The sequence below is a fragment of the Microbacterium sp. PMB16 genome, from assembly GCF_051294855.1.
Classification (GTDB): domain Bacteria; phylum Actinomycetota; class Actinomycetes; order Actinomycetales; family Microbacteriaceae; genus Microbacterium.
Window position 1 is genome coordinate 1,426,264 of record NZ_CP145908.1, and the last position, 15,241, is coordinate 1,441,504.

Sequence of the window (15,241 nt, forward strand, 5' to 3'; positions counted from 1 at the left end):
AACCGGGCGTTCCGCGGCTCTAGAGTAGGGACATGACAGCCGCTGAGGACCCGCAGGCCGAACTGCTCCGACTCCGCGCCAGCATCGACAACATCGACGCCGCGCTCATCTTCATGCTGGCGGAGCGCTTCCGCGCCACCCAGCAGGTCGGCCAGCTCAAGGCGGAGCACGAGATGCCGGCATCCGATCCGCACCGCGAGGAGCAGCAGGTCGGACGGCTCCGCGCTCTCGCAGAAGAGGCGCACCTGGATCCGGAGTTCGCGGAGAAGTGGTTCAACTTCGTGGTGGCGGAGGTCATCCGCCACCACACCGAAGCGGCCGAGAGCCGCTGAGGGAAGTGCCGGACGGGCGACGGTGTGTGCAGCACTCGCCCGTCCGGAGCTGTGAGAGGCCGATGCGGCCAACTAAGTTCAATGAATAAACTTAGGGAGAGACTACGGATCTCCGGACGATCTGTCAACAGTTCTGACCAGCACCCGAACGGACCGACATGCTGAACACGGATGACGCCCTCGATACGCAGGCATCGGTTCGGCGTGCGAACCTGCGTCGGGCCCTGCAACTGGTCTTTCTGAACCCCGGTGCGCAGACCAGGGCAGGGATCGCGCGGGCGACGGGCCTGACTGCAGCGACAGCATCCTCCCTGGTCGCCGAGCTCATCGAGAACCGACTGATCGTCGAAGGCGAGCAGGCCGCCAGCACCGGCGGCAAGAGGGCGACGACGCTCAGCATCGATGCCGAGCATCATCTGCTCCTGGTCGTCGTGATCCAGCCCAGCCACGCGTACATCGCGCTCGTCGCACTGAACGGCGCCGAGATCGAGGTTCGCAGGGTGACCTACTCCCGGGAAGACCGTGACCGAGTCCTCGACGAAGCGATGGCCGCGGTCGCCGCGGAGTACGGTGATCGTCTGCTGGCCGGAGGGGTGCAGCTGCCGGGAACGACGGACGGTCGCGCGGTGCTGGAGAGCGTGCAGCTGAATTGGCACGACGTTCCTCTCGCAGAACGATTCGAGCGCGCGCTCAACGCGCCCGTGCTGCTCGTCAACGATGTCGACGCAGAAGCGATCGCCGAGGCGGGGAGGGACGAATCCCCCGCGGGATACCGGCTCTTCATCCATATCGGCGGTGGTATCGGTGCGGCGGTCACCCTCGACGGCGAACTCGCGCCGGGGCCACGCCACCGCGCCGGAGAGATCGGGCACGTGCAGGTGGTGTTCGGGGATGCCGCCAGAGAGTGCCGGTGCGGGCAGCGCGGATGCCTGGAGTCCGCGGCGGCCATGGGGGCGATGCTCGGCGAAGAATTCTCCGACGCGATGGATGCCGCCGAGATCGCGGTTCTCGCCGCGCGCGCCGACGCGCAGCAGCTCGATGAGGGCGCGCGCGCCCTGGCCAGGGCAATCAAGCTCATCAGCGCTCTCCTCGACCCCGCGGAGGTCGTCATCGGCGGTCCGGCGACGGAACTCGGGCCGCGCTTCCTCGAGCAGGTCCGACGCGAGACCGACTACCCGTCGAGCGGCACCACGCAGGCGCCCATCCGCTACGCCGACCCGCGAGTGGGGCAATCGGCCGGTGCCGCGCAGGCCGCGCTGACTTCCGCGCTCGGGGTGCGCTGGAGCCCGGAGCAGTTGCTCGCGGCATCCGGTCCTCGTTCCTGACGGCCGCACCGATCTACCACGGCCCTGGGGAACCCGATCAGCGGCGCGGGAGACGCCCCCGTCGGACGGCGACGACTCCGCCTGCGAGCAGCAGGAGAGCGACCAGAAGGGCGGTCGTGATCATCGCGGGGTCCTGGCCGGTGGTCGCGAGAGCCCCGCCGTTGGAGGAGCCCGACCCGGAAGATCCGTTCCCGTTGCCGTTGCCGTTCCCGTTGCCGGGGTCGGGGTCGGCGACGGCGCGCACCGTCACCGCGAGCGACACGGTGCCCGGTGTGCCCGAGGCGTCGCGAGCGCTGACCACGAGTTCGTGCGCGCCGGCCGGAACCTCCGGGACTGTGAACGACAGGCGAGCCGTGCCGTCGGCATCCGCCGCCGCCGTGCCCAGTGTGACCGGGTCGGAGTGCAGCGCGAACGAGGCCTCGGAGCCGGGCTCGAGCCCGGTGACCGTCGCGGTCGCCTTCTTGCCGACCGTGAGGGCGGTGTCCGAGAGCTCGACGTCGAACTCGACCTGACGATCTGCGAGGTATGCCCGCGTCGCCGTGTCCAGCGCTGCCTGCAGCCGGTCGACCTCGGCGGGGATGTCGACGTCACCCGGGTCGATGACGCCGCCGTACGGGTCCTTCTTGAACCCGGGGTTCGCCATCTCGGCCATCGCCGCGTTCAGTGTGGTCGCGGCATCCGTCGAACGGGCCGACAGCCACCGCACCTTCTCGGCATCCCTGATGCCTTCGTTCATGTGCTCCCAGCGCACCGACGAGATGTTGTGCGGGTACACCTGAGCGGCGTCTCCCGACTCCCAGGTCTTGAAGTCCACGGTCGTGAACGGGTCTTCGACGAAGCTGTCATATGCCCAGCGGAGGTATCCGTCGGACTGCGTCGCCGTGGTCTTCCACTGTCCCCAGACCGCCTCGGCGAGGTTGGACCTCACGAAGGTGTTCGGGTAGATGCCGACGCAGTAGTAGATGCTCGTGATCAGGCCGAGTTCACGGCGGTGCGCCGCGACCGTCTCGAACTCCTCGTCGCCGATGAGCACATTGTCGGCCGAGACCGAGATCTTGTCGATCCGGTCCAGCCGCGGGTCGTGCAGGCTGTTGTAGTTCATGGCGGCGCCGACCTTCAGGCCCGGCGCGGCATCCTCGATCAGGTCGACCGCCTGGAGGATGTCGTCCAGCGCACGCTCGTCCATCGCCATGTAGGTGATGTCGAACCAGCCCTTCTCCTTCAGGTGCGGTCCGAACTTCTCCAGGAACGCGGTCCACATCTCGCGCCAGATCGGGGTGCCGACCGACACCGTGGCCGTGATCCGGCGATCCTGCGCGACATCGAAGTACTCGACCTTGCTCGCCCAGTTGACCATCGAATAAGCGTCGATCTGCGCGTCGATCCCGACGTCCTCCATCATGAACTCCACCCATCGATCGAAGACGCTGAAGTCGAACGACCAGGTGCCGTCGACGTTCTTGGTCCACTCGACCATCGAGTCGTACGGATCGAACGTCTGCGAGGCCCAGGGGTCCTTGACGACGGTGGCCGTGATGACGTCCTGTCCGGCGTCACGCAGTCGCTGATAGTGCGGCAGCATGGCGGCGAAGTGCTCCTCGCTCCACAGCTGGTCGCGCGGGATCCCCTCGGTGCGGGCGACCGCGTACGGGTTCTGCCACAGGTCGACGAACTGCTCCCAGTCGTTCGGGGCGGGAAGCCGGATGTCGAGGACTTCGAGCGCGAGCGTCAGCTCGATGCGGTCGCCCTGATCGCTCACCACGACGATGGTGCCGTCGTAGACGCCGGGCGCGGCATCGGCTGGCACGTCGACCGTCATCCACACCGGCTGCACCGAGCGCGGTGCGATCTCGACGGATGCGACCGGGGTGAGCACATCCGGGATCGGCTCCTGGGGCTTTCCGAGGGAGGGGCGCCCGCGTCCTGCCATCACGGTGGAGATGAGGGTCGCGGTGATGCCGTCGTCCAACGAGGCGCCGCCGCCGCTCTTCAGGCTCACGCTCTCCACGCGCACGCCGGTCTTGCGCTCGCCCGTGGTCCAGAGCACGAACTGCGCGTTGACGCGGTCGCGCTGCCACGCCGTTCCCTGCCAGGTCTTCTCCGTCATCGTCGTGACGTCGGAGTAGTACTTGCGGCGGTAGTCGTCGAACGCCTTCGTGGTCACGTAGTGGAAGTTGGTGTCGGCGACGGCGCCGGAGAGTTCGGTGCGCGCCTTCGTCACGGTGATCGCGCGCTGAGCCGTGAAGCCTCCGTCACGGGTCGTCGCGGTGATGGTCGCCTCGCCTGCGGCGACGGCGGTGACCGTGCCGTCCGCGGTGACGGTGGCGACGCCCTCGTCGTCCGACGACCATTCGACCGTCTTGTCGGTGGCATCGACGGGCGCGACAGTCGCGGTGACCTTGGCGGTGCTGGCCGCCTCGAGCGTCAGCGGCGTCTGATCGACGGTCACGCCGGTGGCCGCGACGACCTCCTTCGTCACACGGGCGAAGTCGATCTGCGCTCCGGCGCGCGATGCGGCGGGGTTCTTCTGCCCGGTCACGCGCAGGACGACGGTGTGCGGCCCGGACGGGAGGACCCCGGTGGAGAACAGCAGCTGCTGGTACTGCCGCGTTGCGGAGTACGCGTCGACGATCGTCTCGGGCCCGCCGTCCACGGAGAACGCGTACGTGCCGTGAGCAGGGTCGGTGTTGCCGAGCAGCTCGGCCTGGACTCCGGTGAAGCGGAACGTCATCGTGGGGGTGTCGCCGGCGCGCACCCAGTGCTCCGTGCCGCCGTGCCACTTCGTGTCGTCGAGGTCGGCATCGCCCACCCACTTGGCGGGGAACTCGAAGCCCTCGGTCGTCGAGGTGACCGCGTCGTCGACGAGGACCACGGTCGTCTCGGCCGCGGACGCGGGGGTCGACAGCATCGGCACGAGGGGAAGGGTGAGTGTGAGCGCCACGATTGCTGCGCCGGCTCTCAGCAGGGATCGGGCGCGCGAGCGGCGCGGGAGGTGCAGCGTTGCAGACACGTTCATCGGGTCCTGTCCTGTCGTCTTCGAGAAACAGTGGTGCTCGAGGTGGGGAGGGGCTCGAGTCGGACTTTACTTAGTGAGTAAGCGAAGTAGGGCTAGCGTAGAGTTGCACCGGCCGCGTGTCAAGGTTCCGCGGTACGGACGGAGCGCGAGCGGCGCGAAGGAGCGGAACATCGATGCGGACAGCGGTGGAAGGGCCGAGGGCGCGGCTCGACCGATCCGTCTTCGGAGGCGGCGCAGACGGGCTCCTTGACGGCAAGGGCAAGATCCGCCGTGATCACTTGCGCCGCGCGCTCGCACTGATCGGCTCCGAGGACTCGGTCACCCGCGCGACTCTGGCCCGACTGACCGGCCTCACCACCGCCACCACGTCGTCCCTGGTGAACGAGCTGATCGCGCTCGGCCTCGTCATCGAAGGTGAGCAGGCCGCGAGCACCGGGGGCAAGCCGGGGACGCGTGTCGAGCTGAATCGTGCGTTCTACGTCGTCTGCGTCGTGATCGTCCGCGCGCAGAGCATCGAAGCGGCGCTGCTCGACCTGAGCGGATCTCGCGTGCTGACGCGCGTGACGAGCCACGAGAGCGGAGTCGCGCCGAGCGACGTCGCACGCATGACGGGAGACCTCGTTCGCGAGTTCAGCGACCGCGTTCTCGCGGTGTGCTTGCAGTCCCCCGGTGTCACGGACGGTGCTGTGGTGCGAGAGAGCGTGCTGCTCGGTTGGAAGGACGTGCCGCTCGCCGACCTCGTCCGGGCGGAGGGCGACGTTCCCGTCGTCATCCTCAACGACGCCGACGGCGAGGCACTCACCGAAGCGGCCTTCGATCAGACCGACGGCGTACAGCGGCTCGTGCTGCGCATGGGTGAGGGGATCGGCGCGGCCGTCACGATCGACGGCCGCGTGCTGCCGGGGGCGACCAGTCGCGCCGGAGAGATCGGCCACGTGGCGTTCGGAGGCAACGGCTCCCGCGTGCGGTGTCGCTGTGGAGGCTACGGGTGCATCGAAGCCGTCGCCTCGCTCACCGCCGTTCTCGGAGAGGACTTCCACGACGAACTCGAACCGGACGGCGTGCGCGCACTGCTGCGCGCCGACAGCGCGGAAGAGCGGATGCTGCTCGCCGCAGAGGCCGTCGCCGCTGCGCTGCGCATCCTCTCGGGCCTGACCGATCCGCACGAGATCGCCATCGTCGGACGTGCGCCGCTGCTCGGTGAGGAGTTCCTGTCTGCCGTGCGAGACGGTTTCGAGACGAATAGGCCCAAGGGCACCGCATCCCCACCGATCCGCTTCGCGCACGATTCCGACCCTGCGCTGGGACCCGGGCGCCACGTGCTGGAACGCGTTCTCGGCGTCTCGTTGATGCGTCCGGCCGCGCCCGCGGTCTGACGCCCCGCTCGCGTGACCCTGACGATTCAGCCCAGCGGCTTCAGGCCCGCCGAGGTCTCGACGAAGTACGTGAGCTCGTCAGCCGACGGCCAGCCCGGGAGGTCTTGCATCGAGCCGCCGTCCTCCATCCAGGCGATCTGCTCCTCGACATCCCAGTCCTCGCCGGTCGTGATGTTCAGGCTCGCCAACCGTCCATCCGAGATCAACAGGTAGACGTCGGCGCTGCGGCCGTCGAAGGGGTGATAGCGACCGATGACCGGGAAGCGTGCCTCGGCGGGCACGGCGAGAGGCAGGTCGGCCGGCATGGTGAAGCCGATCCCCGGGTAGAACGACCCCTCGTCCTCGCCGCTGTACTCCATCGCCCGCGCGGCGTCGAGCTGCGTGCGCAGCTCCGGTGCACCGTAACCGTCGGCGCGAGCGAGGAGGGCGGAGACGAGCTCGCGGACGGCTGTCGGGATCTCGATCGGTTCGTCGTCGTCGACGAAGTCGTCGTCGTACTCGTCGGAGGCGGATGCGGCATCGATCCGGCGACTGAGCGCGTGCGCGCCGACCATCGACGCGGCGGCGAACAGCGCGAGGACCAGTCGCGGGTGCCGGATGCCGCGGCGGCGGACGAAGCCGTCCAGGCGCGCGTCGATCGCGTCGCCGGCCTCACTGAGAGCGAGCCCGGCACCGACCGATGCGGCCGTCATGCCGATCCGCCCGGACACGGAATGCGTGGGCCGCGCGTCGCACCAGGCGATGAAGCCGTTCACGACAGCAGTGCCGGCGCGGAGCAGCACGCGTCCGCCGACCGTGCGTCGAGCGGGGTCGACCAGCGCGAGCGCACCCACCGCCGCGCTCGTCAGAACGACATGCTGCGCGCTGGTCGGATCGGTCAGTCGGCGCAGCCAGCGCCGCGTGCGGACGGTCTTCGATTCGCGCGTACTCATCGTTCAACCGTATCCGCCGCGGAGGACCGCCCCGGTGAAGTCCCTACTTCACGCTCCCCGCGGTCAGACCGCCGACGAGGCGCTTCTCGATGAGCATGAACAGGATGACCACGGGCAGGATCGCGACGAGCGAGACGCCGAAGACGTACTGCCAGCTGGTCTCGTACTGTCCGACGAACTTGGTCAGCGCGACGGACAGCGGCTGGTTCTTGTCGGTCGACAGGATGACGAGGGATGCCGCGAACTCGTTCCAGCAGGCGACGAAGGTGAACACGATCGCGGTCACGATGCCCGGCCACACCAGCGGCAGGTTGATCTTGAACAGCACCGTGAAGCGGCCGGCGCCGTCGATCTGCGCGGCTTCGTCGATCTCTTTGGGGATGCCGGCGAAGAAGGAGTGCATGATCCACACCGCGAACGACAGGTTGAATGCGGCGTTGATGAAGATCATCGCGACCCACGTGTCGCCGAGTCCGAGGGTCGTGAACTGGCGGAAGAGACCGGAGGTCAGCACCGCGGGCTGCAGCATCTGCGTGACGATCACGAGGAACAGGAAGACCATGCGCCCGGGGAACTTGAACCGCGCCGTGTAGTACGCGGCAGGCAGCGATACCGCGAGCACCAGCAGCGTCGCGAAGACCGAGATCACGATGGTCGAGATGAGGTTGTAGGGCAGCGGCGTCTCGGGGGTCGACCACATCGTGATGAAGTTCTCCCAGTGCCACTCGGTGGGGAGATACGTCGGGTCGACGGAGCGGATCTGCGGCTTCGTCTTCACGGAGCCGAAGAACATGATCAGGTACGGCAGCACGAAGATCGCGAGCACGAGGAAGCCGGCGGCCATGCGCAGGATGACGCGGGGCAGCGTCACCTGGTCTTCGGTGTAGCGGCGCTTGCGGCCGTTCAGCGGGGGAAGGCTGCGTCCGCCGCGACCGGTGGTGGTGACGAGTTCGGTTTCGGTGATGGTCACGGTCAGACCTCCTTCATGGGCTTGACGGTCTTGACGTAGATCGCGACGATGACGATCACGATGAGGAACGCGACCACGGAGAGGGCGCTGGCGACGTCGACCTTCTTCTGGAGCTCGATGTACTTGAAGATCATCGTCATGATCGTGTCTGCCCCATAGCCGGGGATCGATCCGGTCATCACCTTCAGGATCGGCAGGGAGTTGAACACGTTGATGATGTTGATCAGCACCGCGACGGCGAGGGCGCTGCGCAGCTGCGGGAGCACGATCGACCAGTAGGTGCGGGCGGGCCCCGCGCCGTCCATCTTCGCCGCCTCGATCGCGTCAGCGGGCACCGACTGCAGCCCCGCGAGGATCGTGTAGGTGGTGAACGGCAGCGAGACGAAGATCGCGATGACGATCGACCAGGCGAAGGCGGTGGCCGGGTTCTTCGTCCACCCGTATCCGACCGCGTCGTCGCTGAGGCCGATGTCGTAGAGGAACTTGTTGAACACCCCGAAGTACGGCTCGAGGCTGTAGTAGAACACCATGGTCGTCATCACGACGGATGCTGCCCACGGCACGATGACGGCCATGCGGACGATCTGTCGTCCGGGGAACGCCTTGTTGAGGATCTGGGCGAGGGCCAGTGAGATCACGACGGTGAACGTCACGACGGACACGACCCAGATGACCGTGCGGCCCAGGATCGGCCAGAACTCCGCGAACGCGAACACGGTCGCGAAATTGTCGAACCCGACCGAGCCCTTGTCGAGCCCGGAGAGGGAGATGTCGCGGGTGGAGTTGAAGAACATCACCCCGGCGGGGAAGAACACCACGCCGATGATGAGCAGCAGCGCGGGGGCGATCCAGGGCAGCGCCTGGAGGAGGTCTTTGCCCCCGGACTTCCCGCGTGCGGGGGTGCGGCGGGAGGTGCGGGGGCGGCCGGTGGCCGCCCCCGCGAGGTTCGAGGACTCTTTCGTCTGGCTCATGGGAATACCCGAACCTCTCCGTTCAGCGGGCTCAGCCCGCGTCGACCTGCGCCTGGATCTCGGTCAGGACATCCTGCGCCGGCTTCGACTGCAGCTGACCGAACAGCGACTTGAAGGCGCCGTCGGCGGCGGACCAGCTGGCGTTCGTCGACGGGTAGAACTGCGCGTCGGGCAGCACGTCGAGGAAGGGCTTGAGAGCCTCGTCGCCGGCGAGCTCCTCAGAACCCGACTTGGTGACGGGCAGGAAGCCCTCGGCCTGCACCCACGGCACGTAGACATCGGCCGAGTAGTAGTAGTCGAAGAACTTGGTGATCGCTTCCTTCTTGTCATCGTCGTTCTGGAACGCCATCAGCTGGTCCATGACGCCGAGAGTGAAGGGCGAGCCGTCCTTGGTCGGGATCGGGACGATGGAGTAGTCGAGATCCGGGTTACCCTCTTCGATCTGGCCGACTGTCGGCGGGAGGCCGACCTGCATGCCGATCTTGCCCTGGATGAAGATGTCCATCAGCGGAGAGCGCTGCGTCGAGCCGGGGTCGGCCTGCGTCGCACCGGCGTCGATCATCTTCTTGATCTGCTCGGCGCCGACGAGGTTCTCCGGGGTGTCGATCGTGATCTCGGACGCGTCGCCGAACGATCCGCCGCCGCCCCAGAGCCACACAGCTGCCTCGGCCTGAGCCTCTTCCGAGCCGAGGGGCATGCCGTAGCCGGCGACGCCGCCACCGAGCGCGGAGACCTTGGTCGCGGCATCCAGCAGCGAGTCCCAATCAGTGGGTGCCTCGACGCCGGCCTGCGTGAGCAGGGCGTTGTTGACGAACAGGGCACGGGCAGACGCGATCAGCGGAAGCGCGTACGCGGTGCCGTCGAGCTCGGCGTTCTTGATGAACGAGTCCTGGAAGTCGGCGAACGTGTCTTCCGAGACGACGTCCTCGACCGGGTAGAGGAGCTCATCGCCGACGAAGCCGGCGAACGGGCCGCCGTTGTAGATGTCAGGCGCCTCGTTTGCCTGGATCTTGGTCGAGACGACCTTCTCGAGGTTGTCCCAGGACTGCACCTCGAGCTTGACCTTGATGTCGGGGTTCGCCTTCTCGAAACCCTTGATCACGGTCTCCCAGTTGGCCTTGGTGCCGTCGGAGTAGCTGGGGACGAGGAGGTCGATCGTGGTGGATCCCTCAGCGTCGCCGCCGTCGCCGGATGACCCGCCGAACCCGCACGAAGCGAGCGAGAGCGTGGCGACGGCCGCAATGGCGGCGGCGCCGAACCGCAGTGACTTCTTCATGTGTATTGCATTCCTCACTGTGAGTGTCCGCTCCGGCGGCGGGGATCGTCCCCGGAGGGGGTGTGGTGCACAGTCGCAAGCACGTCACGCGACAGTGCGTAGTGATCGTGTCGCCGGGTGGCAGTCACGATCGATCAAGCCTGGTGGGCTCGGGTGGAACTTGTTAGATTATTTGTCAAGGGAACAAACAAATCAAGTGTGTTCGCCCATTGACCTTCCTAATCGCCATACTATGATCGAATCAAGCTTCAAACGATCACAACTATGCAACATATTGCCTGGAGGACTCACAAATGACTGACCTGCTGCCCGGCGCCCACATGCGCGAAGAACTCCTCTCGCAGCCCGAGATGTGGGCGATCGCCGCCGACCTCCGTGACGCCCACGCGCAGCTGCCCGCCGCCGGCGCGCGCATCGCCGTGGTCGGCTGCGGCACCTCCTGGTTCATGGCGCAGTCCTACGCTGCCCTGCGCGAGACGGCGGGGCACGGCGAGACCGACGCCTTCGCCGCGTCCGAGGCCTTCGTCGACCGCGGCTACGACGCCGTCGTCGCGCTCACCCGCTCCGGCACGACCACCGAAGTGCTCGAACTGGTCGACCGCATCAAGGGCCGCATCCCGACGGTCGGCGTGATCGGCGACCCGGAGTCGCCCCTCGTGTCCCTGGTCGACGAGGCCGTGCTGCTGCCATTCGCCGATGAGAAGTCAGTCGTGCAGACCCGCTTCGCCACCACCGCCCTCGCCCTCTTCCGCGCCTCGCTCGGCGAAGACCTCACCGGGGCGATCGCCGACGCGACCGCCGTGCTGTCCGAGGCCGACGACGACGAGGCCCTGCGCGAAGCCGAGCAGTACACGTTCCTCGGCCGCGGCTGGGCGACCGGGCTCGCGCACGAGGCGGCGCTGAAGATGCGCGAGTCGTCGCAGTCGTGGACCGAGTCGTACCCGTCGATGGACTACCGGCACGGCCCGATCGCGATCGCCGCTCCCGGCCGCGTGACCTGGCACTTCGGCGAGGCTCCGGAGGGTCTGGCCGCACAGGTCGAGGCGACCGGCGCCCGCTTCGAGCAGCGCTCGATCGATCCGATGGCCGACCTCGTGCGGCTGCACCGTGTGGCGCTCGACCGCGCTGTCGCGCGCGGTCTCGACCCCGATCAGCCGCGCAACCTCAGCCGATCCGTCATCCTGGATGCATGAACGGATCTTCCGATGACCGGACCTGACGGCGCGGCGTCCGTCCCCGACGTCGTGCGCGACGGCGCGGGCGAGGCGCTCGCCGCGGTGCGCACGCTCGGTGAAGGCGTCCCTGTGCTCGCGTTCGACGTGGGCGGCACCGACATCAAGTCGGCGCTGTTCGACGCCGACGGCACCGCGCTCGGACTGCGGCGCACTCCCACGCCGATCGTCGACGGCGACCGCACGCAGGTGCTGCTCGACCGCCTGGAGGTGCTCGCCGCCGAGCTGCGCGCCGCGCACCCCGACGTGGTGCCGCAGGCGGTGGGACTGGTCGTCCCCGGGATCGTCGACGCGGATGCCGGGCTCGGCATCTTCGCGAGCAACCTCGGGTGGCACGACGCGCCTCTGCGCGATCTGGCCAGCGCCCGGCTCGGGCTGCCGGTGGCGTTCGACCACGACGTGCGTGCCGCGAGCTGGGCAGAGCGCCGACTCGGTGGTGCTCGCGACTACGCCGACGCGGTCGTGCTCGTGATCGGCACCGGAATCGCCGGCGCGCTGCTCGTCGGAGGCGTGCCGTACACGGCCGGCGGCTATGCCGGCGAGATCGGGCACTCCCCGATCGCCGACGGACCGATCTGCCCGTGCGGTGCGCGTGGGTGCCTGGAGGCGGTGGCGTCGGCGGGCGCGATCGCCCGGCGTTACCGCGAAGCCACGGGCATCGTCCCGGACGGCGCGAAAGACGTGATCGCCCGCGCTGCCGCGGGTGACGCGGTCGCCGCCGAGATCTGGAACTCGGCGCTCGACGCCCTCACCATGTCGCTCGCGCAGCTCACCGCTGTCGTCGCCCCGGAGGCCGTGGTCATCGGCGGCGGACTCTCTCGGGCGGGCGGCGCGCTGTTCGACGAGCTGCGCACCCGCCTCGCCGCCCGGTTGAGCTTCCACCGCATCCCCGCGCTCGTCGCGGCGGAACTGTCCGGAAACGCGGGCCTGCTCGGCGCCGCGCTGCGCGCGAGGGAGATCGCATGATCCTCACCGTGACCCCCAATCCGGCACTCGATCTCACCTGGCGCGTCGACCGGCTCATCGAAGGCGGCACGCATCGAGCGGATGCCGGCGCCGCCCGCGCCGGCGGCAAAGGGCTGAACGTCGCGCGGGTCGCGCACGCCGAAGGCGCGGATGTGCTCGCGATCACGACCACCGGCGGGCGCGTCGGCGAGGAGTTCGCGGCGGAGCTCCGTGCGAGCGGGGTGCCGCACGCACTGGTGCCGGTCGCCGCAGACACCCGCCGCAGCATCGCCGTGGTCGACGAGGCGCTCGGCGACACGACCATCATCAACGAACGCGGACTGAATCCGACCGATGCCGAGTGGGCGGCCGTGCTCGCCGAGGTCGTCGAACGGCTCCCGAGCGCGCGGGTGCTGGTGATCTCCGGCAGCCTTCCGCCCGGAGCGCCCGAGACGCTGCTGCCTATGCTGATCGCGGTCGGGAGAGACGCCGGGGTTCCCGTGATCGCCGACACCTCCGGCCCCGCGCTGCTGCGTGCGGCGGATGCCGGCGCCACCGTCCTCAAGCCGAACGCGGCCGAACTCCTCGAAGCCACCGGCATCGCCGACCCGGTCGAGGGGGCGCGGTCGCTGATCGCCCGCGGCGCCGAGCTCGTGCTGCTGTCACTCGGTGCCGAGGGGATGCTGGCGGTCACGGCATCCGATCTGGTGCACGCCCGACTCGACGAGTCGCTGGCCGGCAACCCGACCGGCGCGGGCGACGCCGGGGTCTCGGCCTGCGCGGTGCTGTACGCGCAGGGTGTGCGCGACCCGGAGCAGATCCTCCGTCGTGCCACGGCCTGGTCTGCCGCCGCCGTGCTGATGCCCCTCGCGGGCGATATCTCCCCCCGCTGGCCGGAGATCGAGCAGCAGCTTCGCGTCTCTCGTCCCGACCCGGCATCCTTCCGCCCCGCATCGTCCTGACCCGCATCGTCCTGAAAGGACCCTTCGTGACCCTCGTCTCCGCCCGCGAACTCGTCTCCGCAGCATCCGCCGCCGGCACCGGCATCGGCGCTTTCAACGTGATCCACCTCGAGACGGCCGAAGGCCTCGTGCGTGCTGCGGCGCTCGCGCAGCTGCCGGTGATCCTGCAGATCTCGCAGAACTGCGCCGATTACCACGGCGGGCTCGAGCCCATCGCGCTCGCGACGCTCGCCATCGCGCGCCGGGCGCAGACGCCGGTGGCCGTGCACCTCGATCACGCCGAGCGTCCGGAGCTGGTCGATGAGGCCGTGGCCCTCGGGTTCGGGTCGGTCATGTTCGACGGCGGCGCGCTGCCCTACGACGAGAACGTGTCGCTGACGGCAGAGGTCGCCGCACGTGCGCACGCCGCCGGAGTCTATGTCGAGGGGGAGCTCGGCGAGGTCGGCGGCAAGGACGGCGCGCACGCTCCCGGCGTCCGGACCGATCCCGAGGAGGCGCGCGAGTTCGTCGCGGCGACCGGCGTCGATGCGCTCGCCGTCGCGGTGGGCTCCTCGCACGCGATGACCGACCGCACCGCATCGCTCGACCTCGACCTGATCGCGCGGCTGCGTGCGGCGCTGCCGGTGCCGTTGGTGCTGCACGGGTCGTCGGGCGTCGCCGACAGCGTGATCGCCGATGCCGTGCGGGCGGGGATGACGAAGATCAACGTCTCCACGCACCTCAACGGCTTCTTCACCCGCGCGATCCGCGAGAAGCTCGACGCGGACGAGCGCCTGGTCGACTCGCGCAAGTACCTCGCGCCCGCTCGCGACGCCCTCGCCGACGAAGCGGCGCGGATGCTGCGTCTGTTCGCTCTGGCCGAGACGGCTACGGTGGCGTGATGAAGCGAGCGGCGCGGCTGAACGCGATCCTCGACCTCCTGGCTGCCGCCGGTGAGGTCACGGTGGACGAGCTCGTGGAGCAGTTCGGGGCGTCGCCGGCCACGATGCGCCGCGATCTCGACAGCCTCGCCGAGCAGCGCCTGCTCACCCGTACACACGGTGGCGCGGTGGCTCAGACCGTCGCCTACGAGCTGCCCATCCGCTACAAGAGCCATCTGCGCACGCACGAGAAGGAGACCATCGCCCAGACGGCCGCCGGGCTCGTCGCGCCGGGCATGGTCGTCGGCCTGTCGGGCGGCACGACTACGACGGCCATCGCGGCCGCGCTCGCGGCCCGCGACGATCTGGGGGCGAACGGCGGCCTCACCGTCGTCACGAACGCGGTGAACATCGCCGCCCAGCTCGCGACCCGCCCCGACATCAAGGTCGTCGTCACCGGCGGGGTCATCCACTCGCGCAGCTACGAGCTCGTCGGGCCCTTCGTCGAGCAGCTGCTGCGCGGTGTGCGTCTCGACATCGCCTTCATCGGAGTGAACGGCTTGGATGCCGTCGCCGGCGGCACCACGCAGGATGAGCGCGAGGCCGCCGTGAACCGGATGATGGCCGAGCGCGCCCGTCGGGCGGTCGTGGTCACCGACAGCAGCAAGCTCGGTGTCGTCGCGTTCGCGAGCGTCGGCGGCGTGGAGCTCTTCCCGACAGTGATCACCGATTCCGGTGCGGATGCCGACGTCGTCTCAGCTCTCCGGGGTGCGGGGCACGAGGTGCTGCTCGCCTGAGGCCGCGGGGTCCTCGGCGATACGCTCACCCGAGCATCCCCACGTACCTGGGGTCGCGCCCTCATCGCGTGGATGAGTTCCTCTGTGCCGTCATCCCAGACGAGGACGATGAGTTCCAGCAGACGACCGTGCGTGTCGAAACCAAGACGGAGCTGCCGGCCGGGGTTGTCGTCGTCAAGCGAAGTGATGAGCGCCGGCCACGCGGGCGGCATTGAGGGAGTCGTCCTCGTCGATTCCGTGCTTGAGA

General features: G+C 68.8%; 13 protein-coding genes. 8 read left to right on the plus strand and 5 right to left on the minus strand.

The features are described 5' to 3' along the window. The first annotated feature begins 32 nt into the window (after positions 1-32). Together V5D55_RS06795 and V5D55_RS06800 are read left to right on the plus strand one after the other, a co-directional pair. Positions 33-332, plus strand: coding sequence for a chorismate mutase (locus tag V5D55_RS06795; protein ID WP_435748619.1), 300 nt, complete (start codon positions 33-35; stop codon positions 330-332). Between the two features lie 158 nt (positions 333-490). Then, positions 491-1,657, plus strand: coding sequence for an ROK family protein (locus tag V5D55_RS06800; RefSeq protein WP_435748620.1), 1,167 nt, complete (start codon positions 491-493; stop codon positions 1,655-1,657). Between the two features lie 37 nt (positions 1,658-1,694). On the opposite strand, the gene V5D55_RS06805 is transcribed toward V5D55_RS06800, so the two are convergent. Next, the gene (locus V5D55_RS06805; protein WP_435748622.1) at positions 1,695-4,673 is read right to left on the minus strand and encodes a glycoside hydrolase domain-containing protein; all 2,979 of its coding nucleotides are present in this window, start codon (positions 4,671-4,673) and stop codon (positions 1,695-1,697) included. A gap of 173 nt (positions 4,674-4,846) precedes the next feature. Here V5D55_RS06805 and V5D55_RS06810 point away from each other — a divergent pair, with 173 nt between their 5' ends. Next, positions 4,847-6,049, plus strand: a complete 1,203-nt coding sequence (locus tag V5D55_RS06810) for an ROK family transcriptional regulator (RefSeq protein WP_435748623.1) — start codon at positions 4,847-4,849, stop codon at positions 6,047-6,049. A gap of 26 nt (positions 6,050-6,075) precedes the next feature. Here V5D55_RS06810 and V5D55_RS06815 read toward each other — a convergent pair whose 3' ends face one another. From V5D55_RS06815 to V5D55_RS06830, 4 genes are read right to left on the minus strand one after another with little or no spacing between them, the layout of a single operon-like run. Continuing rightward, positions 6,076-6,981, minus strand: coding sequence for a hypothetical protein (locus V5D55_RS06815; protein WP_435748624.1), 906 nt, complete (start codon positions 6,979-6,981; stop codon positions 6,076-6,078). Positions 6,982-7,024: 43 nt separating this feature from the next. Next, on the minus strand, positions 7,025-7,951 hold the full coding sequence (locus tag V5D55_RS06820; RefSeq protein ID WP_435748625.1) for a carbohydrate ABC transporter permease: 927 nt from the start codon (positions 7,949-7,951) through the stop codon (positions 7,025-7,027). 2 nt (positions 7,952-7,953) lie between these two features. After that, a complete protein-coding gene (locus tag V5D55_RS06825; RefSeq protein ID WP_435748626.1) occupies positions 7,954-8,922 on the minus strand; it encodes a carbohydrate ABC transporter permease in 969 nt (322 codons plus the stop codon). A gap of 31 nt (positions 8,923-8,953) precedes the next feature. Continuing rightward, a complete protein-coding gene (locus tag V5D55_RS06830) occupies positions 8,954-10,198 on the minus strand; it encodes an extracellular solute-binding protein (protein ID WP_435748627.1) in 1,245 nt (414 codons plus the stop codon). Between the two features lie 293 nt (positions 10,199-10,491). Here V5D55_RS06830 and V5D55_RS06835 point away from each other — a divergent pair, with 293 nt between their 5' ends. Genes V5D55_RS06835 through V5D55_RS06855 form a run of 5 tightly spaced genes read left to right on the plus strand, consistent with a single transcriptional unit; the run spans position 10,492 to position 14,994 of the window. Next, a complete protein-coding gene (locus tag V5D55_RS06835) occupies positions 10,492-11,391 on the plus strand; it encodes an SIS domain-containing protein (RefSeq protein WP_435748628.1) in 900 nt (299 codons plus the stop codon). Positions 11,392-11,403: 12 nt separating this feature from the next. Continuing rightward, positions 11,404-12,396: an ROK family protein gene (locus V5D55_RS06840; RefSeq protein ID WP_435748629.1), complete on the plus strand. Its 993-nt coding sequence runs from the start codon at positions 11,404-11,406 to the stop codon at positions 12,394-12,396. Continuing rightward, positions 12,393-13,337, plus strand: coding sequence for a 1-phosphofructokinase family hexose kinase (locus tag V5D55_RS06845; protein ID WP_435748630.1), 945 nt, complete (start codon positions 12,393-12,395; stop codon positions 13,335-13,337). The genes V5D55_RS06840 and V5D55_RS06845 overlap by 4 nt, the downstream gene beginning before the upstream one ends. 26 nt (positions 13,338-13,363) lie before the next feature. After that, the gene (locus tag V5D55_RS06850; RefSeq protein WP_435748631.1) at positions 13,364-14,218 is read left to right on the plus strand and encodes a class II fructose-bisphosphate aldolase; all 855 of its coding nucleotides are present in this window, start codon (positions 13,364-13,366) and stop codon (positions 14,216-14,218) included. Then, positions 14,218-14,994 (plus strand): DeoR/GlpR family DNA-binding transcription regulator, encoded by a 777-nt coding sequence (locus tag V5D55_RS06855; RefSeq protein ID WP_435748632.1) that lies wholly within the window; start codon positions 14,218-14,220, stop codon positions 14,992-14,994. Before V5D55_RS06850 ends, V5D55_RS06855 begins: the two co-directional genes overlap by 1 nt. Positions 14,995-15,241 lie beyond the last annotated feature (247 nt).

Coding starts and splice junctions, on each gene's coding strand:
- V5D55_RS06845 (WP_435748630.1), top strand. CDS start 12,393: ATGATCCTCACCGTGACCCCCAATCCGGCACTCGATCTCACCTGGCGC.
- V5D55_RS06825 (WP_435748626.1), bottom strand. CDS start 8,922: ATGAGCCAGACGAAAGAGTCCTCGAACCTCGCGGGGGCGGCCACCGGC.
- V5D55_RS06855 (WP_435748632.1), top strand. CDS start 14,218: ATGAAGCGAGCGGCGCGGCTGAACGCGATCCTCGACCTCCTGGCTGCC.
- V5D55_RS06840 (WP_435748629.1), top strand. CDS start 11,404: ATGACCGGACCTGACGGCGCGGCGTCCGTCCCCGACGTCGTGCGCGAC.
- V5D55_RS06810 (WP_435748623.1), top strand. CDS start 4,847: ATGCGGACAGCGGTGGAAGGGCCGAGGGCGCGGCTCGACCGATCCGTC.
- V5D55_RS06800 (WP_435748620.1), top strand. CDS start 491: ATGCTGAACACGGATGACGCCCTCGATACGCAGGCATCGGTTCGGCGT.
- V5D55_RS06795 (WP_435748619.1), top strand. CDS start 33: ATGACAGCCGCTGAGGACCCGCAGGCCGAACTGCTCCGACTCCGCGCC.
- V5D55_RS06805 (WP_435748622.1), bottom strand. CDS start 4,673: ATGAACGTGTCTGCAACGCTGCACCTCCCGCGCCGCTCGCGCGCCCGA.
- V5D55_RS06830 (WP_435748627.1), bottom strand. CDS start 10,198: ATGAAGAAGTCACTGCGGTTCGGCGCCGCCGCCATTGCGGCCGTCGCC.
- V5D55_RS06835 (WP_435748628.1), top strand. CDS start 10,492: ATGACTGACCTGCTGCCCGGCGCCCACATGCGCGAAGAACTCCTCTCG.
- V5D55_RS06815 (WP_435748624.1), bottom strand. CDS start 6,981: ATGAGTACGCGCGAATCGAAGACCGTCCGCACGCGGCGCTGGCTGCGC.